Here is a 25,230-nt window from a genome sequence, read left to right as displayed (position 1 = left end):
TGTATGGACTGACGTTATCCCCGGAGGCGGCGCGTTGCGCCTGTCCGGGCTACCAGACAGCCACATAATCTGTAGCCCGGACAGATGCGCAGCATCGCCTCCGGGATGATCTCCCCAACTTACCGCGCCAGATTATCGTATCCGCGCCAGCGGTAGTTAAGCACCGACAGCACCCAGCAGGCAACAAACAGCCCTACCACCACAAAACCAGCGTTGCCAAGATTGTCGTTCAATGCGCCAACCCAGCGCCAGACCCCGCCGCTCAGGGAAAACTTATCCATCAACAGCCCCAGTGCTTCCAGCCCGCCAATGAACAGCGCCACCACCACCGACGTCCCGGTAATGGTCATATTGTAATAGAGCTTGCGCTGCGGCTTGCTGAACGCCCAACCGTAAGCACCCACCATCAGCACATTATCAAGCGTATCCACCAGCGCCATGCCGCTGGCGAACAGCGCCGGGAAAACCATAATCGACCAGATTGACATCCCGCTCGAGGCGCTGGCGGCGGAAATGCCCAGCACGCCGATTTCCGTTGCCGTATCAAAGCCGAGGCCAAACAGAAAGCCCACCAGATACATCTGCCAGCTACGGCTAATCAGGCGGAAGGTCTTACCAAACAGCCAGCTCATCATGCCGCCGCCGCTCATTATCTCATCACTCACCTTTTCGCCCTGCTTCCACGCCTGAAAGCTGCGCCAGACGCTGCGCAAAATCACCAGGTTGATAAACGCCATCGCCAGCAAAAATAACGCCGACACGGCGGTGCCGATCACGCTGCCGGTATCGTGAAACCAGCTCATCTGTTGACCAAACGCGGTGGCGGTCGCGGCAATCGCCGCCGAAGCCAGCACCACAATTGACGAGTGGCCCAGCGAAAACCACGCGCCAACGCCGAAAGGCCGCCGCCCCTGCTGCATCATTTTGCGGGTCACGTTATCAATTGCTGCAATATGATCGGCATCCACCGCATGGCGCAGGCCGTAGCCCCAGGCCAGCAGGCTGGCGGCCATTAGCGCGCCGCTGCCGCCGAATGCAGCAAACGCCCAGCCCCAGGCCAGCAAATTGGCCGCAATTAATGCCACCACCAGCGCCGCTGCGCGCGGCTGCTGGCGCAAAATCATCATTATCATGTTGGTGTCCTTTAAGCCTGAAGGCGGGCCGCAGCGATAACCGCCTGGCCGAGGGCTATCGCGCCATCGCCAGCGGGCAGTTGCTGCGGAAAGAGCAGAGTAAAATCGGCCAGATAAAAGGTCAATCGCGCCGCCAGCAGCCGGTTATGCAGCACCCCGCCGCCAAAAGTCAGGGTATGAATATCCCGCGCGCTCGCGCAATCACGCATCATCGCCGCCAGCCCGCAGGCCAGCGCATCGTGAAAAGCCCAAGATTTTTGCGCCGGATTGGCCTGCCAGCCGAGCCACAGTCGCCAGAACGTCGCCAGGTCCAGCTCGCCATCGCGCCACGGTAACGTCACCGGATGATCAACGCTTTCGCAGGTTGCCGCCAGCGCCTCCAGTCGACAGGCCGCCTCACCCTCATAGCTCAGGGTCCGCGGCGCACAGCCTAATGCGCAGGCGACGGCGTCAAACAGACGTCCGCACGACGACGCTTTAGGCGCGTTAATACCGCGATCAATGGCCCGCGCCAGCAGCGGCCAGTTTTGCTGACGCAGCGCGGCGGTTTCGGCATAGCTCTGCCAGTCAGGCACAAACGCCAGGCACTGAGCGAGCAGATTGCGCCACGGCTGACGGGCGGCGAGGTCACCGCCGGGCAGCGCCACCGCGGGCAAGCCGCCAAGCCGTTCACATTCGCGATAGTTGACCCGCAGGCATTCGCCGCCCCATAGCTCGCCATTTTCCCCCATTCCAATGCCGTCGAGCGTCAGGGCGATGACGTCGCCGCCGTCCAGCGGCCAGCGATGTTCAGCCAGGCAGGCGGCTGCGTGGGCATGATGGTGCAAAACGCGCGCCACCGGTAGCGCCAGCGACGCCGCCCACTGCGAGGCGCGATAGCCGGGATGGGCATCAACCACCACCTGCTGCGGCATAAAAGCGTAGATTTCCTGCATCAAATGCAGCGCCTGTCGCCACTGCCCTTCTACGCCTTCCTCACCGAGGTCGCCAAAATGCTGACTGAGCACCGCTTCATCGCCGCGCAGCAGGCAGAAGGTATTTTTCATATCCGCGCCGAGGGCCAGCAGCGGCGGTACGTCGTGGAATCCCGGCGGCAGCGGCAGCGCGTCCGGCACATAGCCGCGAGCACGGCGCAGCATCTCGCCGCTTTGCCGCACCACGGAATCATCCATCCGCTGCACAATCTCGCGGTTATGCAGCAGAAAACCGTCGGCAATCCCGGCAAGATCTGCCAGCGCCTGATCGTTAGTAAGCGCAGGCGGGCGGCCGCTAAGATTGCCGGAGGTCATCACTAAGGGGCGCGCCAGCGCCTGCGCAAGTAAATGCTGCAATGGATTAGACGGCAGCATCCCCCCTACTTCCGCAAGCCCTGGCGCAATTTGGTCGCACAGGCCAGCAACCAGCGTTTTGTCCAGCAGCACGATCGGCGCGGCGGGAGAGGTCAGAAGCTTAAGCGCCTGTTCGGGCAGTCCTGTTGCCGTCGGCAGCATTACCGCCAGCGGTTTTGCCGGGCGATGCTTGCGCTCCCGTAGCGTCGCCACGGCCTCGCGGTTCCCGGCATCGCATACCAGATGGAAACCGCCCAGCCCCTTCACCGCCACAATATCACCCGCCAGCAGCCGGGCAATCGCCGCCTGTAACGCCGCTTCGCCAAACAGATTAGTCGCCTCCCCACGCCATTCCAGCTGCGGCCCGCACTCAGCGCAGGCCACCGGCTGAGCATGAAAGCGGCGATCGGCAGGATTGCGATACTCCGCCGCACAGGACGGACAAAGAGGAAACGGAGACATGGAAGTCAGCGGGCGGTCATAAGGCATGGCGCGAATAATGGTAAAACGCGGCCCGCAGTGGGTGCAATTGATAAACGGGTAGCGATAGCGGCGCTCCTGCGGGTCATTCATCTCCGCAAGACATGCCGGACAGGTGGCGGCATCAGGCACAATCTGCGTACGCATACTCCCGGCTCCGCTTTGTCGGATGGTGAAACCCGACGGCGCGATGGCCCAGGCAAACGGCTGAGCTTGCGTGCTGTCGACCCGCGCCAGCGGCGGGCAACGCTGGGTTAAAGCGGCGAGGAATACCGCATCACCGCCACCAAGCCGCACCAGTACGCCATCGCCGTCGTTGCATACGTCGCCGCGCAACCCAAGCTCCTGCGCCAGCTGCCAGACAAAGGGGCGGAATCCCACCCCCTGCACTTTACCGCGAATGCGAATTTGCACCCCGTTCATTGCGTGACCAGATTACCAGGCCAGCGCCGTACGGCGGCGTTTTTCGATATTCATCTGTTCGAGCTTGTTACGATCGACGCACACCAGCGCGTGGGTCGGGCAGGCATCCATACAGGCCGGCCCCGCTTCGCGATGGTGGCAGAGGTCGCACTTGTTGGCTTCCGCTTTTTCCGCCATCACGTTCAGGCCCGCTCCGCTGTGGCGGATAACCGGGCGCACCACCACTTCCATCGCGCCATATGGGCAGGCCACTACGCAGGTTTTGCAGCCGATGCAGCGCTCCTGCATCACGTGAACAAAACCTTTGTCACGGCTGATGGCGCCGTTCGGGCAGACGTTGGCGCACGGCGCGTCTTCACACTGACGACAGGCCGTGGCCGTCGACACATTGACGCCTTTAATCACGTGAATGCGCGGTAAAAAGTTTTTTGGCGTCAGCGCGGCGCAGTCCTGATTCTCCTGATGAGAGACCACGCAGGCCACTTCACAGGTGCGGCAGCCGATGCATTTGCTCGCGTCGGCGATAATGAAACGGTTCATCCATTTCTCCAGCTGTAAGAAGGTGATGCGCCGGAGTATGCATAATACGTTCCAATTTTTATTACATTGATAATAAAGGGAATAAATAACCGGAACACTGTCATCGTCACAACTGACGATGACAGATGACGACGTCAGGCATGCGGACCGGGAACCATTGAGTCGCGTTCAATCAGCTCGCCGGGGAAGGTTTGCTGATATTTTAAATCACCGCCGTCGAGCATAAAAATCAGCCGGTTGATACTCTCTTTAATCATCTCCGTGACCGGCACTTTGACGCTGGAGAGCGCCGGAACCATATAGGGCGCCAGCACGATATCGTCAAAACCGACTACCGATACCTGCTCTGGCACTTTTACGCCAAGCTGATGCAGCTGCTTCATCGCACCGATCGCCATATCGTCGTTACTCGCCACCAGCGCGCTGTAGCGGGCGTTACGCTGGCGCAGCGTCTCCACCCCGGCGGCACCGGTTTCCGGTGTCCACCTTCCTTCAACAATCAAATCGTTATTCAGGCCGATGCCGTGGCGAGACAACGCATCTTTATAGCCAGAGAGACGCTCAACGCCGGTTGGCGAATCCAGCGAGCCGGTAATAAAGGCGATATCGCGATGGCCCAGCGCGATGAGCTTTTCCACAGCCATCATCGCCGAGGCCTTTTGATCGGACCAGACGCAGTGGCTGGCGTTGCGGCGCAGGCGACGGTTAAGCACCATAATCGGCTGCTCATGGCTCTCGATAATCTCATCCATCTCATCAACGCTAAGGAAGCGCGGATAGATGATAATCGCGTCGCAACGCAGGTCGAGCAGATACTGAATCGCCTCGCGCTCTTCCTCCGCGCTGTGCTTGCCGTCGGCGAGGATCAGTTGCCGCCCTTTATCTTCGGTCATCCGCGCCACGTGATAGAGCAACTCGCTGAAGTAGACGCCGTGATAAAGGGTGTTGGTCACCACCAGCCCGAGGGTCTGCGTCTTTTTGGTCGCCAGGTTGCGCGCCAGCAGATTCGGCCGATAGCCGCTTTCAGCCACCGCCTGGAACACGCGGTCTTTGGTCTCCTGACTGACATAGCCGTTCCCCGACAGCACCCGCGAAACGGTGGCTTTCGATACCCCCGCGCGCTTCGCGACCTCCAGCATTGTTGCCATGTGGTTATTCCTGTTGCCAATGTTGCCCGCAGTGTACTGCACGCGCGACGGTTTTTCAGCATTTGCGCGCATCCCGCCCCTCGCTTACAAAGCGATCAAAATCACAAAATTTGGATATTAATTTTTTAATCCTTGTAACTATAAGTGAAACTATTGATGATTATGTGGAACCGGTTTCCTATGCATGCATGATACCGCTCCGTTTACGGCGCGATGACAAGCCAGTACCCCATTGATAAACAGGATAAAATCCGATGTCTAAAAATTATGCAGCCCTGGCGCAGCAGATCATCACAGCGATAGGTGGCGTAGATAACGTCGCCGCCGTTACTCACTGTATGACGCGCCTGCGTTTCGTGGTCAAAGACAGCGAGCAGGTTGATAGCACCATCTTGAAAGGGCTGAAAGGCGTACTCGGCGTGGTGCGTAGCGACAACCAGTGTCAGGTGATCATCGGTAATACCGTCTCCCAGGCGTATCGCGAAGTCGTCGCCCTGCTGCCGGGGGATCTGCGCCCTGCCGAACCGCAGGGGAAACCGCCTGTCACCTTAAAACGCATCGGTGCCGGGATCCTTGATGCGCTGATCGGCACCATGTCGCCGCTGATCCCGGCGATTATCGGCGGATCGATGGTTAAGCTGCTGGCGATGATCCTGGAGATGACAGGCGTGCTGCCCAAAGGCGCGCCAACGCTGACCATTCTGACGGTGATCGGCGATGGCGCGTTCTTCTTCCTGCCGCTGATGGTAGCAGCTTCCGCGGCGGTGAAATTCAAAACCAATATGTCGCTGGCGATTGCCATTGCCGGGGTGCTGGTGCATCCGAGCTTTATCGAGCTGATGGCGAAAGCCGCCCAGGGCGAGCACGTTGAGTTCGCCTTTATTCCGGTGACGGCGGTGAAATACACCTACACCGTGATCCCGGCGCTGGTGATGACCTGGTGCCTCTCTTATATCGAACGCTGGGTCGACCGTATTACCCCGGCGGTCACCAAAAACTTCCTTAAACCCATGCTGATCGTGCTGATTGCCGCCCCGCTGTCGATTCTGCTGATTGGCCCGCTCGGTATCTGGATCGGTAGCGCCATTTCCGCGCTGGTTTATACCATTCATAGCTATCTGGGCTGGCTGTCGGTGGCGATTATGGGCGCCCTGTGGCCGCTACTGGTGATGACCGGGATGCACCGCGTCTTTACCCCAACGATCATTCAGACCATTGCCGAAACCGGCAAAGAGGGCATGGTCATGCCGTCTGAAATCGGCGCCAACCTGTCGCTGGGCGGATCATCGCTGGCTGTAGCGTGGAAAACCAAAAACCCGGAATTGCGCCAGACGGCGCTGGCGGCCGCGGCTTCCGCCATTCTGGCGGGGATTTCCGAACCCGCGCTGTACGGCGTGGCGGTGCGCCTGAAGCGCCCGTTAATCGCCAGCCTGATCAGCGGCTTTATCTGCGGCGCGGTGGCCGGAATTGCCGGGCTCGCCAGCCACTCGATGGCGGCGCCGGGACTCTTTACCAGCGTGCAGTTTTTCGACCCGGCCAATCCGATGACTATCGTCTGGGTCTTTGGCGTCATGGCGCTGGCGGTCGTACTGTCGTTTATCCTGACGCTGTTGCTCGGCTTTGAAGATATTCCGGTTGAAGAGGCCGCTGCTGACGCCAGACAGCGCCAGGCCAGCGCGCAGGCTTCACACGCCTGAACACAATTTTGCTAACGAGGTAACGCATGGCGACTTTTCCACAGGGATTTTTATGGGGCGGCGCACTGGCCGCCAACCAGTCTGAAGGAGCATATCTGGAGGGCGGCAAAGGGCTGACCACCGTCGATACCATTCCCCACGGCGCTCACCGCCTGCCGGTCAAGCTGGGGCTGGAGAAGCGCTTCGAACTGCGCGACGATGAGTTCTACCCGAGCCACGAGGCCATCGATTTTTATCATCGTTATAAAGAAGATATCGCTCTGATGGCGGAGATGGGTTTTAGCGTGTTTCGCACCTCTATCGCCTGGAGCCGCCTGTTTCCGAATGGGGATGAGCTGGAACCCAATCAGGAAGGGATCGCCTTCTACCGTTCGCTGTTTGAAGAGTGCAAAAAGCACCATATCGAGCCGCTGGTCACGCTGTGCCATTTCGACGTGCCGATGCATCTGGTGACGGAATACGGCTCCTGGCGCAATCGTAAAATGGTGGAATTTTTCACCCGCTACGCCCGCACCTGCTTTGAAGCTTTTGATGGTTTAGTGAAGTACTGGCTCACCTTTAATGAAATCAACATTATGCTGCATAGCCCGTTCTCCGGAGCCGGGCTGGTGTTTGAAGAGGGAGAGAATCAGGATCAGGTGAAATACCAGGCCGCGCATCATGAACTGATAGCCAGCGCCTTAGCCACCAAAATCGCCCATGAGGTAAACCCGCAAAATCAGGTCGGCTGTATGCTGGCGGGCGGCAATTTCTACCCTTATTCCTGTAAGCCAGAAGACGTGTGGATGGCGCTGGAGAAAGATCGCGAAAATCTGTTCTTTATCGACGTCCAGGCGCGCGGCGCATACCCGGTATGGGCAGCGCGGGTATTCCGTGAGAAAGGCGTGACGGTTGTGAAAGAAGCGGGTGATGATGAAATCCTGCGCAATACCGTCGATTTCGTCTCTTTTAGCTACTACGCCTCGCGCTGCGCGTCGGCGGAGATGAACGCCAACAACACCAACGCGGCGAACATTGTGAAATCGCTGAAAAACCCGTACATCGAGGCCAGCGAATGGGGCTGGGGTATCGACCCGCTTGGCCTGCGCATTACCATGAACATGATGTACGACCGCTACCAGAAACCGCTATTCCTGGTGGAGAACGGCCTCGGCGCGCGCGATGAGATTGACGCCAACGGCGAGATTAACGACGACTATCGCATTAGCTATCTGCGCGAGCATATTAAAGCGATGGGCGACGCCATCGAAGACGGCATTCCGGTAATGGGTTACACCAGCTGGGGCTGCATCGACCTGGTATCCGCTTCTACCGGCGAGATGAGTAAGCGCTACGGCTTTGTCTACGTTGACCGCGACGACGCAGGCCACGGCACTCTGGCGCGCAAACGCAAAAAATCGTTCTGGTGGTATAAAAAGGTGATCGCCAGCAACGGAGAAGATTTGGCGTAGTTTGCCCCACAGGCTGAGGGTTCCTCAGCCTCACCAACACCTGCAGCACGGAAATTTTCCCGGCTCGCGCTGCGCTTGTTCATCAACGCCTGCGGGCCGGTAGCCTGGACAGATGCGCCAAGCATCGCCTCCGGGAATGGCGCGCAACGCAGCTTCCGCTTTTCTCCCGGCTCACGCTGCGCTTAGCCGGACTACAACTTAATCAACACCTGCGGATCGGTAGCCCGGACAGATGCGCAGCATCGCCTCCGGGAATGGCACCCGGCAGCCCCAATATTCCATACAGAATATTTTACACGACCTATTTCACGCCACTATTATTACCCTGAATAAAATAGCCTGAAAAATCTTATTCGAGTTAGTCATAACCTAATATTTCCAGTTTCATTTTTTGCATTTTATTTTGTCGAGCTTGCTTCCAGTTTCAGGTTTGCCATTCTGTTTTTTTACTGGCATTTTATTCAGTAGTTTTTAAACACAAAATAGAGTTTCACCACATTCCCTTGCACAATGGAAAATAAATAAAATATGGAGAAGACTATGATAGAAGAAAAAAACAAACCGGAATCACCTGTTTCCAAACCGTTTCGTCATTTAAAAGTGGGTTATATCAGGCGCAAAACCCGGAAAAGCCAGCGCGGCCTACAGCATTCATCTTTAAATCTAAACGGCGACTGGCTGGAAGCGGCAGGATTTCCTATAGGTACAACGGTAAAAGTATTGGTGATGCAAGGAAAGTTAATTATCCAGGCTGAAGGTTGAATTGAATAATTGCGGCGCTCTGGCTTTGCTGAGGCCAGGCGCATTGCTGATTATGTCAATTAAAGATGTGTATTATTTTTACATCTGGCTTATGTTTGATAACGCTAATGTCTTCTCTATGGAAAGAACAATAATCTCCTTTCAGGTTCCGATAATAAACTATTTTTATTCCGCAAAATGCGGTCCCGGATCGCGAGCCATATGTAATACGCGCTCTATTCTCACTTCATCTTGCTTATTGCTAAACACAGTAAGATAACGACCATAGGGGCACCCCCTCACGCCTTTTCCCAACTCATCTCGCCGTCGATACAGTTTCGGCGTTTCCCCAATCCGACGACATTGTTGATAAAGCTCTTCAATGAAGCTCAGTGCACGCGCTGGATTATCCAACGCGATATAATCGCCGATTTCTTCTATGTCTTGCTCTGCCATTGGCGATATAACAAGCCTCATACTCACTTCCCATTTTCACCCATCAGATGATATTTCCTACTCAGGCGATCAAACACATCTTTTACATCCCGCCCCTCCCCGCTGTTAATCCCCGCGTTGACTGCGGCCTGCAGCATTTCCAGTTGCTGATTATGCTCCCGCTCTTCGAGAGCTCTTAGCCCGGCGCGGATCACCTCACTGACGTTGTTATAGCGACCGCTCTCTATCTGCTCACGGATAAAGCTTTCAAAGTGCGGGCTTAGCGAGATACTGGTTGGCATGTTTGTGTCCTCTTGTAGAATTACTATCTATTAGTATTAGATAGTATTATTGCGGTGCGTTTTTTCGTCAACTAGCTTTACTCTTCTTTCCGTTTGGTTAGCTCTGCAGCTAACGCACATACACTACAAACAGCGCTGCCCATCGGCCAGATCTTCCGTTTCCGGGTGCCGCCCGGCGATCGGTTTAATAACCAGCTTGCGGTTCTCTCTATGGGTAAAACGGCTCAGCGCCGGGTATTTAAGTTTGCCAAACCATCCCTCGACGCGCCGCCAGCGGGCGTCCGTCACCTGATATAAATCCGTCACCCAGTAACCCTCGCTGAACTGCATATCCAGTAGCTGCGTACGCCCGTTGCCTTGCAGGTCGAGCAAATCGTCAACGCCAGCGCCGCTGGTGGTGTAAAACCCCCATGGCTCAAACACGCACGGCCGCCCGTTTTCCCTGAAGGTAATCAGCGCTAAATTCACCGCAGGCGCCAGCCCAACGCCTGGATTTACGCGCCAGACGACAACATCCTGCACGCCATTACGATCAAAATCAGCACGGTAAAATTCCGCCTGCCCGCCCGCGTTATACAGTATGCCCAACGGAATGGACCACGGCTTACCCGCCTTGTCTTTGCCGATGAGTTGCCACTCCTCATCCTCGATTTTCCCGTCGGGAATAAGCGTTGCTCCGGATACCCCAATCTGGCGAAAATGCCAGCTTTGGCCTGGCGTCATCTCGCCCGACGCGGGCATGGTCAGCAGATGCCGCTGGGCGAGTTTTTTGCCATATTCCGCATCGCTCATCGGCAGATAGCCAACAAAGCTGGTCGCCAGCGCATTGGCGGCGTAGCCCAGTAGCAATAAGCCTACCCATATTATCTCTTTCACTTCCCTGTTCCCTTAAATGTGCTATCTATGGCCTATTGCGGATCGTGCAAATCCATATCCATCGTGTCTGGAAATATATTATAGCGAACTAGCATAATAAGAACACGCTGAACTTCCGGGAATGAATGCATTCCAGTGTGTTTATTATTTTATTTTTCCAGTTTCATTGTTTGCATTTTATTTTGTGGAGCGTCGTTCCAGTTTTCGGTTGGCCTTTTTTATTTTTTACTGGTAGTTTGTTCAGTAGTTTCTGTCGCGAAGTAAGAGTGTCATCAGCACCCTGACTTCGCTAACCACAAGCAACTAGACAGGAGTTTCCTATGGCTGTGAAGAATTGTAAGTCAGGTCAGGTTATTGCCAAGCCTTTTCGTCATTTAAAGGTAGGTTATTTTAGAAAACGGCATCAGGCTCGCAAAACGATGCAAACATTGCGCTATAGCCAGCATGCGTCTTTGAATTTAAATGGCGACTGGCTGGAAGAAGCGGGGTTCCCCACCGGTACGAGGGTTAAAGTTTCCGTTATGCAAGGAAAGTTAATTATCGAGCAGGTTAATGAATAATACATTCTGCGACGCTTTTTTTATTAAGATAAAGCGTCAGCGTATTAATGTTAGTTTCACATAAATAAAAATAACGATGTATTTCTGTTTCCAAAACAAACCAGCCATGGCGGTTTCATTAATATTTACCAGCCATGCCTTTTGAAGCGAATCTTGCCGGAGAGTCTCACGCTCTCCGACATTAATCTTACTCTTCCACCGCCTCCAGTTGCGCAAATCCGCCGTTCCCCTGCCAGCCGTTAAGCTTCTGATACACCACCTCGACAGCGTCCTTAATCGGCTGGGTCATCGGGTAATAGAAGCCGACGATATCCGGCTGAATGCCCAGGAAGATCACCTCGCCGATATCCTCTTTCAGCTGATCGATAAGATAGTTAAGCGGCATATTGTGGGTGGTCATCATAAACATCTCGGCGATATCGTCCGGGTCGACGATGCGAATCTCGCCGGGGTTCAGGCCCATATCGGTGGCATCGACGATCAGCAGGCGCTCGGGGCGCAGCTCGCGAATAGCGACGATATCGTTTTCCGGCGCGCTGCCCCCGTCAATCACCACCCACTCGCCGACGGGATTAGCCGCGCACATTTCCGCCAGCAGTGGGCCTGCGCCATCGTCGCCCATCATGCTATTGCCAACACAGAGTAAAACGTCAGTCACGGAGCCTCCTCACCATCAGGTAGATGGCGCTTTCCTGGTGAATATCATGCAGCATGCTGAGCATCGTTTTGCTCCACGCCTGTTGCTCAGGGGTTTGCCCGGCCTGCGCTTTATCGAAGGCGTTGGCGAGCATCGTCACGTGATTGCTGTCGATAACTATCTCGCCGTACTTCGGAACACCTTCCATTTTTCGCCGCGCGGTGCTGCCCTCTTCGAGAGTGGCAATCCACGCCAGATACGCCTCCCACGGGCAGCTCAGCGCCGCCTCCAGGCAGTCGATCACGCCGAGGTGGTGGCCAATCGCCAGGCTGTAATAGACCACCTGCTGCGCCTGATCGGGCGTGGCATCGTTCTCATCAATAAATTTACGGCTCAGCTGACTGAACACCACCGTTTCGCTCATCGGATACGCGCTCCCTCTACCACCTGGTTAAGATGGGTGACGATCTCGGTCAGACGCGGATCTTTCTCCGCCTCCAGCCAGCGCACCACCTGGCTGTCGCCCTGCCCGAGCAGGCGCATATAGTCGTCGGCAATCTGGCGACCGTAGCGGTAGCCCGCCAAACGACGCGCTTCGCGGTCGATACGCACACGCAGCGGCTGCACCATATCCGGGTGCAGGATCTCGGTTGGCTGTTCGTCCTGTTCGCCCGGCAGGCGAGCGTGGATTTTTTGCTCCAGCAGGCCCAGCGCCATGGCAAAACCGTACAACGTCGCGGCAGGCGTCGGCGGGCAGCCGGGAATATAGACATCTACCGGCACAATTTTGTCGGTCCCGCCCCACACGCAGTAAAGATCGTGGAAGATGCCGCCGCTGTTGCCGCAGGCACCGTAGGAGATACAAATTTTCGGGTCCGGCGCGGACTGCCAGGCGCGTAATGCAGGCGAACGCATCGCGCGGGTCACCGCCCCGGTAAACAGCAGAATATCGGCGTGGCGCGGTGACGGTACCACTTTGATACCAAAACGCTCGGCGTCAAACAGCGGCGACAGGGTGGCAAAAATCTCAATTTCGCAGCCGTTGCAGCCGCCGCAGTCCACGCGGTAGACGTAGGCGGAACGTTTAATTTTCTTCAGCAACGCGGTTTTCATGCTGGCGATGGACTCATCCACCGTCATCGGCAACGGAATGCCGTTTTCATCGCGCGGGCCCAATAAATTGCTCATCAGCTGGCCTCTCTCATATGGCGAGTCAGTTCAATACGGTCGGACGGCACCAGACATTTCTGGCGTTTGCACTCCGGGCAGGTCTCAAAGCTTTCGCGATGCAGCTCGGCGCGGGTGTCGCCGTTGTGCTTAAGCAGCGCGATGGCGTAGTCGATCTCTTTCTGCACGGCGAACGGGCGTTCGCACACCCGGCAGTGGCAGATATCAAAGCGCGACTGCTGGAGGAAATCCTCTTTCTTCCATACCGCCAGCTCGTACTCCTGAGAGAGCTTAATCGCCGCCGTCGGACAGACCTCTTCGCAGCGCCCGCAAAAGATGCAGCGCCCAAGGTTGAACTGCCACGCCAGCTGGTTGGTGCTCAGATCGGTCTCTACCGTCAGGGCGTTCGACGGGCAGGCGTTAACGCAGGCGGCACAGCCGATACACTGCTGCGGATTATGCTCCGGTTTGCCGCGGAAATTTTTATCCACCGGCATCGGCTCCAGCGGGTATGAGTGCGTCGCGGTGCCGGTCTTAATGACTTTTTTAATAAAGGTAAACATGGCGATTCCTTATTTCAGCGGCGAGTTCTTACGCTCGATGCTGTAGCGCTCCAGCTCTTTGTACGGCACCACTTTGCTCTTCTTCTTGCGCACATCGACCACGGTCATGCGATCGGTACAGGAGTAGCAAGGGTCTAGGCTACCGATAATCAGCGGCGCATCGGACACGGTGTTGCCGCGCAGCATATAGCGCAGGGTCGGCCAGTTGGCGTAGGTTGCCGCCCGGCAGCGCCAGCGGTACAGCTTCTGGTTGTCGCCGGTCATACTCCAGTGGATATCATCTCCGCGCGGCGCTTCCGAGAACCCAAGCGCGAAGCGGTGCGGAATATAGGTGAAGCCTTCCACCATCAGCGGGCCGCCCGGCAGGTTATCGAGGCCGAAGTCGATCATGTTCAGCGCGGTATAGACTTCGTTGATGCGCACCTTCAGGCGCGAAATCACGTCGCAGCCCTGCTCGCTGTGCACTTCCATCGGCAGCAGGCCGTAGCCGACAAACGGGTGATCGGCGCGGGTGTCGCGGGCGTGACCGCTGGCGCGCACCATCGGGCCGACGTTGCTGAAGTCGCGGGCGATCTGCGGGTCGAGACGACCAATGCCCACGGTGCGCTGCTCCATATTCGGCGTACTGAGCAGCATATCCACCAGCTCCTGCACGTCGCGGCGCATCTGCTGCGCCAGCTGACGGGTCTGGATCATGTCCTCTTTCAGCAGGTCGCGACGGATGCCGCCAATCAGGTTCAGGCCGTAGGTTTTACGCGCCCCGGTGAGAATTTCCGCCATCTTCATCGACGTTTCACGCACACGGAAGAACTGCATAAACCCGGAGTCGAAGCCGGTGAAGTGGCAGGCGAGGCCGAGATTGAGCAGGTGCGAGTGCAGGCGCTCCACCTCCAGCAGAATGGCGCGGATCATCTGCGCGCGCTCCGGTACCACGATGCCCATCGCATTCTCGACGGAGGTGGTGTAGGCGGTGCTGTGGGCGAAGCCGCAGATGCCGCACACGCGGTCCGACAGGAAGGTCACTTCGTTGTAGCCCATGCGGGTTTCCGCCAGCTTTTCCATGCCGCGATGGACGTAGAACAGGCGATAGTCGGCGTCGATAATGTTCTCACCGTCAACGAACAGGCGGAAGTGGCCCGGTTCATCGGAAGTCACGTGCAGCGGGCCAATCGGCACCACGTTGTTCTTTTTTGTACCCAGTTCATTTATGAATTCATAGGTTTCAGCATCGGTGGTCGGCGCCGGACGCTGACGGTAATCCATGCTGTCTTTACGCAGCGGATAGAGTTCATCCGGCCAATCGTCCGGCAGCACCAGGCGACGTTCGTCCGGCAGCCCTACCGGCACCAGGCCGTACATATCGCGCACTTCGCGCTCGCCCCAGACCGCCGCAGGCACCCGTGGCGTCACCGACGGATACTCCGGTTTATTGGCATCCACTTCCACGCGCACGGTGATCCAGCATTTCGTCCCCTGCTCCATCGACAGCACATAGTAGACGGCGTAGTGGCCGTTCAGCTTGCGCTCATCGTTGCCGAACAGCACCGACAGCCAGCCGCCCTGCTTGTAGTAGAGGAACTCGACCACTTCCGGTAAATAGTTGACCTTCACCGTCACGGTAAGCTGGTCTTTGGTCTGCCAGGCTTCATCCAGCACCACGCCCGGAAAGGCCTGGTGCAGTGCGGCGAGATAGTGTTGACCGATTTTTTCTTCAGACATGCTCAAACTCTCTTAAATCACGCCACCAGCAAGGAGACGAAGGCTAAAAAGGCTAAACCGAACCCGGTCCAGGTAATGCGCCCGGTGATATCCAGGCGCAGACGCGCCATGCTGTTTTCGAACAGGGCGATAATCAGTACGCCAACCACCAGCTTGACGACGGCAACCACCAGCGCCAGTAGCAGACCGCCGACGCTAAAACTGGTCATCTGCCCCCACGGGATAAACACGCCGACAAACATCTGCAACACCACCAGCTGTTTAAGGCTGATGCCCCACTTCAGCACGCCGAAGCCGCTTCCGCTGTATTCTGAGAGCGGGCCTTCCTGAAGCTCCTGCTCCGCTTCTGCCAGGTCGAACGGCAGCTTGCCCATTTCGATAAAGGTGGCGAAGGCGCAGGCGCACAGCGCCAGAATCAGCGGAATACTGCGCGCGGCAGGCCAGTGGTAAATGGTGTCGGTGATGCTGCTGATATGGGTGGAACCCGCGACCTGCGCCGCAACCCACAGACCGAGCAGCAGAATCGGCTCCACCAGCACGCCGAGCATCGCCTCGCGGCTGGCCCCGATCGCGGTAAACGGGCTGCCGGTATCCAGGCCGGAAATGGCAAAGAAGAAGCGGGCGATGGCGAACAGGTAGATCAGGGTAATCAGATCACCCAACCCCGTCATTGGCGACTCAACGGTGACCACCGGCAGCGCGGTGGCGATGGTCAGCATCACACCGACCATCACGTACGGCGTCAGGCGGAACACCCAGCCGGAGGCATCAGGGCCGACGCTCTGACGACCCAGCAGTTTGATGATGTCGCGATACTCCTGCAACACGCCGGGACCACGGCGGTTATGCAGACGCGCGCGCGCAACGCGAGTAATCCCGGACAACAGCGGCGCGGCGGCAAACAACACCAGCGCCTGCAACAATGCAATTAATACGCTCATTCTCAGGCTCCTCGCGAAATCACAATCACCATCAGTACCGCCAGCTCAACCAGCGCCACGCCGCGAAACAGCGCGGGCGCAGAGGCGCTCTGCCAGCCGGGGACCAGGCGCACCGGATTCAGCCAGTGGCGCAGCTTCAGCATCGGCGCAAAAGCTTCTTTCACCGGCATAGCGAAACCGTGGGCGGTCACCACCATTGATTTTTCATGGTCGTAGCCGCAGACCCAGGCCGCGCCGCGAGAGCGCGCAGGCAGGCGGTCGCCTTTGAAGAAGATCATCAGCAGCAGCGGCAGCAGCGGGCAGGCAATCAGCAGAATGGCGATCAGCGGCTGGGACACGACGCTGGAGACTTCCGCCTGAACCGGGAACGCCCCGCTCACCAGCGGCAGCAACCACGGCGCGGCAATCCCGCCAATCACGCAGCAAACGGCAGAAAGCACCACGCTAAAGGTCATCAGCCACGGCGCGCAGGTGGCGTTTTCCGCCTCTTTGCTGCGCGGTGCGCCAAGGAAGGTAACGCCATAGACTTTCGCCATGCACATCACCGCCAGCGCGCCGGTAATCGCCAGCCCCACCGCCAGCAGCGGCCCCAGCAGACGACCAATAAAGGCATCGCCAGTACTTAGCTTGAAAAAGGATTGATAGATAACCCACTCCCCGGCAAAACCGTTCAGCGGCGGCAGCGCGGCCATCGCCATCAGCCCCACCAGCATGGAGAGCGAAATCAGCGGCATTCTCTTACCTATTCCGCCGAGCTTCTCGATATCGCGATGACCGGTGCGGAACCACACCGCCCCCGCGCCGAGAAACAGCGTAGTTTTAAACAAGCTATGGTTGATCAGGTGATACATGCCGCCGATAAAGCCCAGCACCATCAGGGTCGGGTTATGAGTAGCGACGCCGGAGACGAACGCCCCGAGGCCGAGCAGAATAATGCCGATGTTTTCCAGGGTGTGGTACGCCAGCAGGCGCTGAATATTATGCTCCATCAGCGCGTACAATCCGCCGATAAACGCGGTGATCATCCCCAGCACCAGCAGCATTACGCCCCACCACAGCGGCGGTACGCTCCCGGCCAGCGACACCGTCAGGATGCCGTAGAGACCGACCTTCATTACCACCGTCGAGAACAGCGCGGCAGCCGGAGCGCTCGCGCCCGCGTGAGCCTGCGGTGCCCAGCCGTGCAGCGGGATAACCCCAGCCAGCAGCGCAAAACCCACCAGACCCGGGAACCACAGCAGCGCGTTTTGTGGCGCAGCCATCGCCAGTTGGGTGATCTGCGCCAGTTCAAGGGTGCCGTAGAACGACCACACCAGCCAGCAGCTCCATGCCATCAGAAGCGTACCGAGTCGACCCAGCGCAAACCACAGCTTGCCGGACTGCGCGCAGCCGGTAAGAAACGCCGCGCAGAGCGCCATAATCTCCGCCATCACCACCAGCGCGCCGAAGTTCGTCACCACCACCGCGCAGGTCGCAGCGGCCAGCAACAGGTTCACCAGCAGACCGTTAGACTTCACCTGCGGATGGCGATGCCAGGAGATATTGAACAGTGAAATTGGCAGCGCCGACAGGCCAATCGCCAGCAGCCACAGCGCGTTGACGCCGCCAACCCGCATGGTCAAATGCAGCATCGGCAGCATCCCGCCGCTGATGCGTTCCGGCGTCAGCAGCGCCGTTCCGCCCGCCAGCACCAGCATCACGCTGGCGACCGCGCCGCCAATCCCGGCAATCGCCCCGCTCAGCGGTTTACGCATGGTGAACAGAAACGCCAGCACCGCGCTGACGGCGTACCAGGCCACCGCCTGATTCACTAATGAAATCACACTCATTTCACGTCCCCTTGTTGCGCCTGGAACAGCGACAGATCGCCGAGGTCGGTATTAAAGGTCAGCTGCCGTTTCCGCTTGCTGGCCAGGGCGATATCGCGGATATCCACCAGCAGCAGCGCTTTAGTCGGGCAGGTGCGTACGCACGCCGGGCCCTGCTCATCGAAATGGCACAGGTCGCATTTGACGGCGATGGCGCGCACGCCAGGTACCCAGTCAAGCAGCGAGCTGACGCGGGCCGGTGCTGGTGGCGCAGCGGGTGCCATTGGCGTGTTGGCGTTAGCCGGAATATCCAGCGGACGGCTGCCGGAAAATTCAATGGCACCGAACGGGCAGGCAATGCCGCACAGCTTGCAGCTTACGCACAGGCTCTCGTTGAGCTGTACCGCGCCATCGACGCGATTAATGGCGTTTACCGGGCAGACGGCGGCGCAGGGCGCATCTTCACAGTGATGGCACATCTGCGGCGCGGATTCTTTCTCATTGCGCATTAACCGCAGGCGGGGCATGGCTTGCAGGCCCTGTTGGCGGTGAGTCTCAGCGCAGGCGGCTTCGCAGGTGCGGCAGCCGATACAGACGGTGGAGTCAGCAATTACAAAACGGTTCACCGGGTCATCCTCAGGTGAAAGTCATTTTTGACGAAAACAGGTTGCGCAGGTGTCAGCTTCGACACTTGTCGACACCTGACGATTAACGGGCCAGCGTCAGGTGGCTTAAATCCACCGGCTGGTCTTGTTCCATAGCTTCATAGAGACGGTCATAAACGCTGGCGATCGTCGCCAGATAGTGCTCCAGAACCTGCTCGCGGGAGCGGTTGCTGATCCGACCATCAATGGTACCGTCGGTGGCCAGCGTGGCCTGCGCAATCAGACGTCTGTCGTCACCGTCTTTGCTTTCTACGTAGTATTCGATGGTGTGGCTGTTAAAGCCCTCCGCCAGCGCCACGTAGACCTGAAAATGGCCAAACAGAACAAAGCACAGTTCTTTATCCGGCGCGCAGCTCATGGCGTGATGCAGACGCGCTTTCGACAGGGTTATCCCCTGAACCAGCGAGTTGCAGTAGGTATGCCACTGCTCCTGATGCTGGCGGTGACGATCGGCGATGTAATCCGCCTTTTCACTTAATTCCCAAATAGTCATCCCGGATCCCCCGTTGTATGAGATGCACCGGTAAAGCATTTTCCATGCCAATATTTAATTAATTGATTTTTAATGAGTTTAATAAATCGATAAAGCGGAAAAGACATGTCGATGACGATGTCTGAAGGGTGTCATCGACATTTTGATGACATTAGCTATGACCTGGCATCGTTATTGCATTTAATGGGCCATCGCGATACGGAGGCACCATGCACGAAATCACTCTAAGCCAGCGGGCGCTGGAAATTATCGAACAGCAGGCGCAGCAGGCCGGCGCGCGTCGGGTGACCGGCGTGTGGCTGAAGGTCGGGGCTTTCTCCTGCGTGGAAGCCAGCGCGCTGACCTTCTGCTTTGAGCTGGTGTGCCGCGGCACGCTGGCGGAAGGCTGCGAACTGCATATCGCCGAACAACAGGCTGAATGCTGGTGTGAAACCTGCCAACAGTACGTGCATCTCATCTCGCAGCACGTGCGCCGCTGCCCGCAGTGCCAGAACGACCAGCTGCAAATTGTGGCAGACGACGGCTTACAGATTCAGCGAATAGAAGTAGATCAGGAGTAAATTATGTGTACAACCTGCGGCTGCGGCGAAGGCAACCTCTATATAGAAGGCGACGAACATAACCCGCATTCGGCGTTTCGCAGCGCCCCCTTCGCACCCGCCCCGCGCCAGACAATGAACATTACCGGCGTCAAAACCGATAACTTCTCCCCAACCCGCTCGGATGCGGGCGACCTGCACTACGGTCACGGCGAGGCGGGTACTCATGCGCCGGGCCAGAGCCAGCGGCGGATGCTGGAAGTGGAAATCGACGTGCTGGATAAAAACAACCGTCTGGCCGCCCGCAACCGCGCTCGCTTCGCCGCTAAAAACCAACTGGTGCTCAACCTCGTCTCCAGCCCCGGTTCCGGCAAAACCACCCTGTTAACCGAAACCCTGCTGCGGCTGAAAGAGAAAACCGCCTGCGCGGTGATTGAAGGCGATCAGCAGACGGTGAACGACGCCGCGCGCATCCGCGCCACCGGCACCCCGGCAATTCAGGTCAACACCGGCAAAGGCTGCCATCTCGACGCGCAGATGATTGCCGACGCCGCCCCGCGCCTGCCGCTGGCTGACAATGGGATCCTGTTTATCGAAAACGTCGGCAACCTGGTGTGCCCGGCGAGCTTCGACCTCGGCGAACGCCATAAAGTGGCAGTGCTGTCGGTGACCGAAGGCGAGGACAAACCGCTGAAGTACCCGCATATGTTTGCCGCCGCCAGCCTGATGCTGCTCAACAAGGTCGACCTGCTGCCCTATCTCAACTTTGACGTGGAAAAATGCCTGGCCTGCGCCCGCGAAGTGAACCCAAATATTGAAATCATTCTGCTCTCCGCCACCAGCGGCGAGGGCATGGACCAGTGGCTTAACTGGCTGGAGACGCAGCAATGTGCATAGGCATTCCGGGACAAATCTGCGCCATTGACGGCAATCTGGCGAAGGTCGAAGTGTGCGGCATTCAGCGCGAAGTCGATCTGACCCTGGTGGGCGCGGTTGACGATCGCGGCCAGCCGCGTCTCGGCCAGTGGGTGCTGGTACACGTCGGCTTCGCCATGAGCGTGATAAACGAGGCCGAAGCCCGCGACACCCTGGAAGCGCTGCAAAATATGTTTGAAGTGGAGCCGGACGTCGGCGCGCTGCTGTACGGTGAGGAGCGGTAAATGCGTTTTGTTGATGAATACCGCGCCCCGGAGCAAGTGATGCAGCTGGTGGAACATCTCCAGCAGCGCGCGCGCCTGCTGCCGCATACCGCCGAACGTCCGCTGCGCATAATGGAAGTGTGCGGCGGCCATACTCACGCCATCTTTAAATTTGGCCTCGACCAGCTGCTGCCGGAAAACATCGAGTTTATTCACGGCCCCGGCTGCCCGGTGTGCGTCTTGCCGATGGGGCGCATCGACGCCTGTATCGATATCGCCAGCCGTCCGGGGGTGATTTTCTGCACCTTCGGCGATGCCATGCGCGTGCCGGGAAAAAGCGGTTCGCTGCTGCAGGCAAAATCGCGCGGGGCCGACGTGCGGATTGTCTATTCGCCAATGGACGCCCTGAAGCTGGCACAGCAGAACCCTGAGCGTGAAGTGGTGTTCTTTGGTCTCGGCTTCGAAACCACCATGCCCGCCACCGCCCTGACCTTGCGTCAGGCCCGCGAGCGCGGCGTATCCAACTTCTACTTTTTCTGCCAGCACATCACCCTGCTGCCGACCCTGCGCAGCCTGCTCGATCAGCCGGATAACGGGATCGACGCCTTTCTCGCCCCCGGTCACGTCAGCATGGTCATCGGTACAGACGCTTACGGATTTATCGCCAGCGACTATCATCGTCCATTAGTGGTGGCAGGATTCGAACCGCTTGATCTACTGCAAGGCGCGGTGATGCTGGTTGAGCAGACAATAACGCGGCACAGCGAAGTGGAAAACCAGTACCGCCGGGTGGTGCCTGATGAAGGCAACCCGCTGGCGCAATCGGCCATCGCCGACGTTTTCTGCCTCAGCGGCGACAGCGAGTGGCGCGGTCTGGGGGTGATTAACGACTCCGGCGTGCATCTGACGCCCGCTTATCAACGCTTTGACGCCGAGGCGCATTTCCGCCCGGCGCCGCAGCGCGTTTGCGACGATCCGCGCGCCCGCTGCGGCGAGGTGCTGACCGGCCGCTGTAAACCGCACCAGTGCCCGCTGTTCGGCAATACCTGCAACCCGCAAAGCGCGTTCGGCGCGCTGATGGTCTCATCGGAAGGCGCCTGCGCCGCCTGGTATCAATATCGCAGTCAGGAAGTAGAAGCATGAAAAGCGTCCAGTTAGCCCACGGTAGCGGCGGTCAGGCGATGCAGCAGCTGATCGGATCCCTGTTTATGCAGGCTTTCGCCAACCCCTGGCTGGCGGAGCAGGAGGATCAGGCGCGGATCGATCTCGCCGATCTTATGGCCCAGGGCGATCGCCTGGCTTTTTCCACCGACAGCTACGTTATCGATCCGCTGTTTTTCCCCGGCGGCAATATTGGCAAGCTGGCGGTCTGCGGCACGGCCAATGATGTGGCGGTGAGCGGCGCGATCCCGCGCTACCTCTCCTGCGGGTTTATTCTCGAAGAGGGTCTGGAGATGGCCACTCTCGAAGCCGTGGTGAGCAGCATGGCGCAGACCGCGCGGGAAGCCGGTATCGCCATTGTCACCGGCGATACCAAAGTGGTGCCGCGCGGGGCAGCGGATAAGCTATTTATTAATACCGCCGGGATCGGCGTCATCCCCACCGCTATTCGCTGGGGCGCACAGCAGATTAGCGCCGGCGATGTCCTGCTGGTCAGCGGCACGCTTGGCGATCATGGTGCGACGATCCTCAATCTGCGCGAGCAAATGGGTCTGGACGGCGCGCTGTCCAGCGACTGCGCGGTGTTGACGCCATTGATTCAGATCCTGCGCGACGTTGCTGGCGTCAAAGCGCTGCGCGATGCGACCCGCGGCGGCGTAAACGCGGTGGCCCACGAGTTCGCCGCCGCCAGCGGCTGCGGGATCGAGCTGCATGAGCAGAAGCTGCCGGTGAACGATACCGTACGCGGCGTGTGCGAGCTGCTGGGGCTGGATGCGCTTAATTTCGCCAATGAAGGGAAGCTGGTGATTGCCGTCGCCCGCGAGGCGGCAGAAAACGTACTTGCGCATTTACGGTCTCACCCGCTAGGACGAGATGCGGCGATAATCGGCGACGTTGTAGAACGCCGGGGAGTGCGATCCATTGGCCTGTACGGCGTGAAGCGCACGCTCGACCTTCCCCACGCCGAGCCGCTGCCGCGCATTTGTTAACGGCAAGAGTTCCCGGAGGCGGCGCGTTGCGCCTGTCCGGGCTACAAACCCCAGACCGGTAGCCCGGACAGATGCGCAGCATCGCCTCCGGGGAAAACATCGGGCCACTACGGATGGCTAACAGCGGCAACAACCGCTTTATTAACATACTATTATTTGTGTCATCACTTTCTTCTGCACTGCTTTGCAGTGCTTTTTGGACTTAAGCAATGTCGTATACACCGATGGGCGATCTTGGGCAGCAAGGTCTGTTTGATATCACCCGTATTTTATTACAGCAGCCGGACCTGGCCGCGCTGAGCGAAACGCTGACCCGCCTGGTGCAGCAGTCCGCGCTCGCCGACCGGGCGGCGATTATTCTGTGGCATTCAGGCAACCACCGCGCGGTCCGCCACGCCTGCGACGCCGCCGGGCATCCGGTCAGCTACGAAGATGAAACCGTCCTCGCCAACGGCCCGGTTCGACGCCTGCTGTCGCGCCCGGACGCGCTGCATTGCGATAGCACCACCTTTGCCGAAACCTGGCCACAGCTCTCCGTCAGCGGACTCTATCCCGCGTTTGGCTACTACTGCCTGCTGCCGCTGGCGGCAGAAGGCCGCATCTTCGGCGGCTGCGAGTTTATTCGCGACGACAACCGTCCGTGGACGGAAAAAGAGTACCAGCGGCTGCATACCTTTACGCAAATTGTTGCCGTGGTGACCGAGCAGATCCAGAGCCGGGTCAGCAATAACGTCGATTACGATCTGCTGTGCCACGAGCGCGATAATTTCCGCATTCTGGTCGCCATCACCAACGCCGTACTCTCGCGGCTGGATATTGACGAGCTGGTCAGCGAAGTGGCAAAAGAGATCCACCGCTACTTCCGCATTGACGCCATCAGCGTGGTGCTGCGCAGCAACCGCAAGGGCAAGCTCAATATCTACTCCACCCACTATCTCGACGCCAGCCATCCGGTGCACGACCAGAGCGAAGTGGACGAAGCTGGAACCCTGACCGAGCGGGTGTTTAAGAGCAAAGAGATGCTGCTGCTCAACCTGCACGAACACGACCCGCTGGCGCCGTACGAAAAAATGCTCTTCGAGATGTGGGATAACAAAATTCAGACCCTGTGCCTGCTGCCGTTGATGTCCGGCAATACCCTGCTTGGCGTGCTGAAGCTGGCGCAGTGCGATGAAAAGGTTTTCACCACCACCAACCTTAAGCTGCTGCGGCAAATTGCCGAGCGCGTGTCGATTGCCGTCGATAACGCCCTCGCTTATCGCGAAATCCAGCGTCTGAAGGAGCGTCTGGTCGATGAAAACCTCGCCCTGACCGAACAGCTTAATAACGTTGAAAGCGAGTTTGGTGAAATCATCGGACGCAGCGAAGCAATGAACAGCGTGCTCAAGCAGGTCGAAATGGTGGCGCACAGCGACAGTACGGTGCTGATCCTCGGCGAAACCGGCACCGGCAAAGAACTAATTGCCCGCGCCATTCATAACCTCAGCGGGCGCAACAGCCGCCGGATGGTCAAAATGAACTGCGCAGCGATGCCAGCCGGGCTGCTGGAAAGCGACCTCTTTGGTCACGAACGCGGTGCCTTCACCGGTGCCAGCGCCCAGCGTATCGGCCGCTTCGAACTGGCGGATAAAAGCTCGCTGTTCCTTGATGAAGTGGGCGACATGCCGGTAGAGCTGCAGCCGAAGCTGCTGCGCGTGTTGCAGGAGCAGGAGTTCGAGCGCCTCGGCAGCAATAAGCTGATTCACACCGACGTGCGCCTGATCGCCGCGACCAACCGCGATCTTAAGCAGATGGTCGCCGATCGCGAATTCCGTAGCGATCTCTATTACCGACTGAACGTCTTCCCGATCCACCTGCCGCCGCTGCGCGAGCGCCCGGACGATATTCCGCTGCTGGTAAAAGCCTTCACCTTTAAAATCGCCCGTCGCCTGGGACGTAATATTGACAGCATTCCGGCAGAAACCCTGCGTACCCTCAGCCGCATGGAGTGGCCGGGTAACGTACGCGAACTGGAGAACGTCATTGAGCGTGCGGTGCTGCTGACCCGCGGCAGTGTGCTGCAACTATCACTGCCGGAAATGAGTATCGAGCAGGAACCGCTGGCCGCAGAAGTGCTGCCGGAAGAAGGCGAAGATGAATACCAGCTGATTATCCGGGTACTGAAAGAGAGCAATGGCGTGGTCGCCGGACCGAAAGGCGCGGCTCAGCGGCTGGGGTTAAAGCGCACAACATTGCTTTCAAGAATGAAACGGCTGGGCATCAACAAAGACGATCTGCTATAACCATTGGGGTCAT

Annotated in this window: 26 protein-coding genes; 10 read left to right on the top strand and 16 right to left on the bottom strand. The window is 58.2% G+C overall.

Annotated elements, in window-relative coordinates:
- Positions 1-119: 119 nt before the first annotated feature.
- From FN082_RS27890 to FN082_RS27875, 4 genes are all read right to left on the bottom strand, one after another.
- Positions 120-1,133 carry a HoxN/HupN/NixA family nickel/cobalt transporter gene (locus FN082_RS27890; protein WP_142982753.1) on the bottom strand — a complete coding sequence of 338 codons (1,014 nt, stop codon included), beginning with the start codon at positions 1,131-1,133 and terminating at the stop codon, positions 120-122.
- Positions 1,134-1,144: 11 nt separating this feature from the next.
- Complete coding sequence (hypF, locus tag FN082_RS27885; RefSeq protein ID WP_142982752.1) at positions 1,145-3,364, bottom strand: carbamoyltransferase HypF; 2,220 nt, start codon at positions 3,362-3,364, stop codon at positions 1,145-1,147.
- Between the two features lie 12 nt (positions 3,365-3,376).
- Positions 3,377-3,904, bottom strand: a complete 528-nt coding sequence (gene hydN, locus FN082_RS27880; protein WP_139539493.1) for an electron transport protein HydN — start codon at positions 3,902-3,904, stop codon at positions 3,377-3,379.
- 134 nt (positions 3,905-4,038) lie between these two features.
- A complete protein-coding gene (locus tag FN082_RS27875) occupies positions 4,039-5,052 on the bottom strand; it encodes a LacI family DNA-binding transcriptional regulator (RefSeq protein ID WP_139539494.1) in 1,014 nt (337 codons plus the stop codon).
- Between the two features lie 254 nt (positions 5,053-5,306).
- Between FN082_RS27875 and ascF the strand changes: the two genes are divergently transcribed.
- The 3 genes from ascF to FN082_RS27860 all read left to right on the top strand — a co-directional run bounded on the left by ascF (position 5,307) and on the right by FN082_RS27860 (position 8,962).
- Entirely contained in the window at positions 5,307-6,749 is a 1,443-nt protein-coding gene (gene ascF / locus FN082_RS27870; protein ID WP_142466557.1) for a PTS cellobiose/arbutin/salicin transporter subunit IIBC, read from the top strand.
- Between the two features lie 26 nt (positions 6,750-6,775).
- Positions 6,776-8,200 (top strand): 6-phospho-beta-glucosidase, encoded by a 1,425-nt coding sequence (locus tag FN082_RS27865; protein WP_139539496.1) that lies wholly within the window; start codon positions 6,776-6,778, stop codon positions 8,198-8,200.
- Between the two features lie 540 nt (positions 8,201-8,740).
- Positions 8,741-8,962, top strand: a complete 222-nt coding sequence (locus FN082_RS27860; RefSeq protein ID WP_142466555.1) for a SymE family type I addiction module toxin — start codon at positions 8,741-8,743, stop codon at positions 8,960-8,962.
- A gap of 165 nt (positions 8,963-9,127) precedes the next feature.
- Here the strand turns inward: FN082_RS27860 and FN082_RS27855 are convergent, their stop codons facing one another.
- The 3 genes from FN082_RS27855 to FN082_RS27845 form a co-directional block, all read right to left on the bottom strand.
- Positions 9,128-9,418 (bottom strand): type II toxin-antitoxin system RelE/ParE family toxin, encoded by a 291-nt coding sequence (locus FN082_RS27855; protein WP_142982751.1) that lies wholly within the window; start codon positions 9,416-9,418, stop codon positions 9,128-9,130.
- A gap of 2 nt (positions 9,419-9,420) precedes the next feature.
- Complete coding sequence (locus FN082_RS27850; RefSeq protein ID WP_139539499.1) at positions 9,421-9,678, bottom strand: type II toxin-antitoxin system ParD family antitoxin; 258 nt, start codon at positions 9,676-9,678, stop codon at positions 9,421-9,423.
- A gap of 123 nt (positions 9,679-9,801) precedes the next feature.
- The gene (locus tag FN082_RS27845; RefSeq protein WP_142982750.1) at positions 9,802-10,554 is read right to left on the bottom strand and encodes a hypothetical protein; all 753 of its coding nucleotides are present in this window, start codon (positions 10,552-10,554) and stop codon (positions 9,802-9,804) included.
- Positions 10,555-10,874: 320 nt separating this feature from the next.
- On the opposite strand from FN082_RS27845, the gene FN082_RS27840 reads away from it, so the two are divergent.
- Positions 10,875-11,114, top strand: coding sequence for a SymE family type I addiction module toxin (locus FN082_RS27840; RefSeq protein ID WP_142982749.1), 240 nt, complete (start codon positions 10,875-10,877; stop codon positions 11,112-11,114).
- 187 nt (positions 11,115-11,301) lie between these two features.
- On the opposite strand, the gene hycI is transcribed toward FN082_RS27840, so the two are convergent.
- The 9 genes from hycI to hycA all read right to left on the bottom strand — a co-directional run bounded on the left by hycI (position 11,302) and on the right by hycA (position 19,107).
- A complete protein-coding gene (hycI, locus tag FN082_RS27835; protein ID WP_139539502.1) occupies positions 11,302-11,772 on the bottom strand; it encodes a hydrogenase maturation peptidase HycI in 471 nt (156 codons plus the stop codon).
- The gene (locus FN082_RS27830; RefSeq protein ID WP_139539503.1) at positions 11,765-12,175 is read right to left on the bottom strand and encodes a formate hydrogenlyase maturation HycH family protein; all 411 of its coding nucleotides are present in this window, start codon (positions 12,173-12,175) and stop codon (positions 11,765-11,767) included. The genes hycI and FN082_RS27830 overlap by 8 nt, the downstream gene beginning before the upstream one ends.
- The gene (locus FN082_RS27825; protein ID WP_142982748.1) at positions 12,172-12,939 is read right to left on the bottom strand and encodes an NADH-quinone oxidoreductase subunit B family protein; all 768 of its coding nucleotides are present in this window, start codon (positions 12,937-12,939) and stop codon (positions 12,172-12,174) included. Before FN082_RS27825 ends, FN082_RS27830 begins: the two co-directional genes overlap by 4 nt.
- Complete coding sequence (locus tag FN082_RS27820) at positions 12,939-13,481, bottom strand: formate hydrogenlyase complex iron-sulfur subunit (RefSeq protein WP_139539505.1); 543 nt, start codon at positions 13,479-13,481, stop codon at positions 12,939-12,941. Before FN082_RS27820 ends, FN082_RS27825 begins: the two co-directional genes overlap by 1 nt.
- A gap of 9 nt (positions 13,482-13,490) precedes the next feature.
- The gene (gene hycE / locus FN082_RS27815) at positions 13,491-15,200 is read right to left on the bottom strand and encodes a formate hydrogenlyase subunit HycE (RefSeq protein ID WP_139539506.1); all 1,710 of its coding nucleotides are present in this window, start codon (positions 15,198-15,200) and stop codon (positions 13,491-13,493) included.
- 17 nt (positions 15,201-15,217) lie between these two features.
- Positions 15,218-16,141, bottom strand: coding sequence for a respiratory chain complex I subunit 1 family protein (locus tag FN082_RS27810; protein ID WP_142982747.1), 924 nt, complete (start codon positions 16,139-16,141; stop codon positions 15,218-15,220).
- 2 nt (positions 16,142-16,143) lie between these two features.
- Complete coding sequence (hycC, locus tag FN082_RS27805) at positions 16,144-17,970, bottom strand: formate hydrogenlyase subunit 3 (RefSeq protein WP_142982746.1); 1,827 nt, start codon at positions 17,968-17,970, stop codon at positions 16,144-16,146.
- Entirely contained in the window at positions 17,967-18,575 is a 609-nt protein-coding gene (locus FN082_RS27800) for a 4Fe-4S dicluster domain-containing protein (RefSeq protein WP_139539509.1), read from the bottom strand. Before FN082_RS27800 ends, hycC begins: the two co-directional genes overlap by 4 nt.
- 82 nt (positions 18,576-18,657) lie before the next feature.
- Entirely contained in the window at positions 18,658-19,107 is a 450-nt protein-coding gene (hycA, locus tag FN082_RS27795; protein WP_142982745.1) for a formate hydrogenlyase regulator HycA, read from the bottom strand.
- 209 nt (positions 19,108-19,316) lie between these two features.
- Between hycA and hypA the strand changes: the two genes are divergently transcribed.
- The 6 genes from hypA to flhA all read left to right on the top strand — a co-directional run bounded on the left by hypA (position 19,317) and on the right by flhA (position 25,217).
- Positions 19,317-19,667 (top strand): hydrogenase maturation nickel metallochaperone HypA, encoded by a 351-nt coding sequence (gene hypA / locus FN082_RS27790; protein WP_112213789.1) that lies wholly within the window; start codon positions 19,317-19,319, stop codon positions 19,665-19,667.
- A gap of 3 nt (positions 19,668-19,670) precedes the next feature.
- Entirely contained in the window at positions 19,671-20,543 is an 873-nt protein-coding gene (hypB, locus tag FN082_RS27785) for a hydrogenase nickel incorporation protein HypB (RefSeq protein ID WP_142982744.1), read from the top strand.
- Entirely contained in the window at positions 20,534-20,806 is a 273-nt protein-coding gene (locus FN082_RS27780; RefSeq protein WP_004104861.1) for a HypC/HybG/HupF family hydrogenase formation chaperone, read from the top strand. The genes hypB and FN082_RS27780 overlap by 10 nt, the downstream gene beginning before the upstream one ends.
- The gene (hypD, locus tag FN082_RS27775) at positions 20,807-21,928 is read left to right on the top strand and encodes a hydrogenase formation protein HypD (RefSeq protein ID WP_142982743.1); all 1,122 of its coding nucleotides are present in this window, start codon (positions 20,807-20,809) and stop codon (positions 21,926-21,928) included.
- Positions 21,925-22,935, top strand: coding sequence for a hydrogenase expression/formation protein HypE (gene hypE / locus FN082_RS27770; protein ID WP_139539513.1), 1,011 nt, complete (start codon positions 21,925-21,927; stop codon positions 22,933-22,935). The genes hypD and hypE overlap by 4 nt, the downstream gene beginning before the upstream one ends.
- A 209-nt stretch (positions 22,936-23,144) precedes the next feature.
- Complete coding sequence (gene flhA, locus FN082_RS27765) at positions 23,145-25,217, top strand: formate hydrogenlyase transcriptional activator FlhA (RefSeq protein ID WP_139539514.1); 2,073 nt, start codon at positions 23,145-23,147, stop codon at positions 25,215-25,217.
- Positions 25,218-25,230 lie beyond the last annotated feature (13 nt).

This window comes from Klebsiella spallanzanii (assembly GCF_902158555.1).
Lineage (GTDB): Bacteria > Pseudomonadota > Gammaproteobacteria > Enterobacterales > Enterobacteriaceae > Klebsiella > Klebsiella spallanzanii.
The sequence above is the reverse complement of the archived record's forward strand: the minus strand, read 5'-3'. Positions and strand labels throughout refer to the sequence as shown.

What these genes read in the sequence shown, in the direction of transcription:
- FN082_RS27890 (WP_142982753.1), bottom strand. Translation starts at nt 1,133, where the DNA reads ATGATAATGATGATTTTGCGCCAGCAGCCGCGCGCAGCGGCGCTGGTG.
- hypF (WP_142982752.1), bottom strand. Translation starts at nt 3,364, where the DNA reads ATGAACGGGGTGCAAATTCGCATTCGCGGTAAAGTGCAGGGGGTGGGA.
- hydN (WP_139539493.1), bottom strand. Translation starts at nt 3,904, where the DNA reads ATGAACCGTTTCATTATCGCCGACGCGAGCAAATGCATCGGCTGCCGC.
- FN082_RS27875 (WP_139539494.1), bottom strand. Translation starts at nt 5,052, where the DNA reads ATGGCAACAATGCTGGAGGTCGCGAAGCGCGCGGGGGTATCGAAAGCC.
- ascF (WP_142466557.1), top strand. Translation starts at nt 5,307, where the DNA reads ATGTCTAAAAATTATGCAGCCCTGGCGCAGCAGATCATCACAGCGATA.
- FN082_RS27865 (WP_139539496.1), top strand. Translation starts at nt 6,776, where the DNA reads ATGGCGACTTTTCCACAGGGATTTTTATGGGGCGGCGCACTGGCCGCC.
- FN082_RS27860 (WP_142466555.1), top strand. Translation starts at nt 8,741, where the DNA reads ATGATAGAAGAAAAAAACAAACCGGAATCACCTGTTTCCAAACCGTTT.
- FN082_RS27855 (WP_142982751.1), bottom strand. Translation starts at nt 9,418, where the DNA reads ATGAGGCTTGTTATATCGCCAATGGCAGAGCAAGACATAGAAGAAATC.
- FN082_RS27850 (WP_139539499.1), bottom strand. Translation starts at nt 9,678, where the DNA reads ATGCCAACCAGTATCTCGCTAAGCCCGCACTTTGAAAGCTTTATCCGT.
- FN082_RS27840 (WP_142982749.1), top strand. Translation starts at nt 10,875, where the DNA reads ATGGCTGTGAAGAATTGTAAGTCAGGTCAGGTTATTGCCAAGCCTTTT.
- FN082_RS27830 (WP_139539503.1), bottom strand. Translation starts at nt 12,175, where the DNA reads ATGAGCGAAACGGTGGTGTTCAGTCAGCTGAGCCGTAAATTTATTGAT.
- FN082_RS27825 (WP_142982748.1), bottom strand. Translation starts at nt 12,939, where the DNA reads ATGAGCAATTTATTGGGCCCGCGCGATGAAAACGGCATTCCGTTGCCG.
- FN082_RS27820 (WP_139539505.1), bottom strand. Translation starts at nt 13,481, where the DNA reads ATGTTTACCTTTATTAAAAAAGTCATTAAGACCGGCACCGCGACGCAC.
- hycE (WP_139539506.1), bottom strand. Translation starts at nt 15,200, where the DNA reads ATGTCTGAAGAAAAAATCGGTCAACACTATCTCGCCGCACTGCACCAG.
- FN082_RS27810 (WP_142982747.1), bottom strand. Translation starts at nt 16,141, where the DNA reads ATGAGCGTATTAATTGCATTGTTGCAGGCGCTGGTGTTGTTTGCCGCC.
- hycC (WP_142982746.1), bottom strand. Translation starts at nt 17,970, where the DNA reads ATGAGTGTGATTTCATTAGTGAATCAGGCGGTGGCCTGGTACGCCGTC.
- hycA (WP_142982745.1), bottom strand. Translation starts at nt 19,107, where the DNA reads ATGACTATTTGGGAATTAAGTGAAAAGGCGGATTACATCGCCGATCGT.
- hypA (WP_112213789.1), top strand. Translation starts at nt 19,317, where the DNA reads ATGCACGAAATCACTCTAAGCCAGCGGGCGCTGGAAATTATCGAACAG.
- hypB (WP_142982744.1), top strand. Translation starts at nt 19,671, where the DNA reads ATGTGTACAACCTGCGGCTGCGGCGAAGGCAACCTCTATATAGAAGGC.
- FN082_RS27780 (WP_004104861.1), top strand. Translation starts at nt 20,534, where the DNA reads ATGTGCATAGGCATTCCGGGACAAATCTGCGCCATTGACGGCAATCTG.
- hypD (WP_142982743.1), top strand. Translation starts at nt 20,807, where the DNA reads ATGCGTTTTGTTGATGAATACCGCGCCCCGGAGCAAGTGATGCAGCTG.
- hypE (WP_139539513.1), top strand. Translation starts at nt 21,925, where the DNA reads ATGAAAAGCGTCCAGTTAGCCCACGGTAGCGGCGGTCAGGCGATGCAG.
- flhA (WP_139539514.1), top strand. Translation starts at nt 23,145, where the DNA reads ATGTCGTATACACCGATGGGCGATCTTGGGCAGCAAGGTCTGTTTGAT.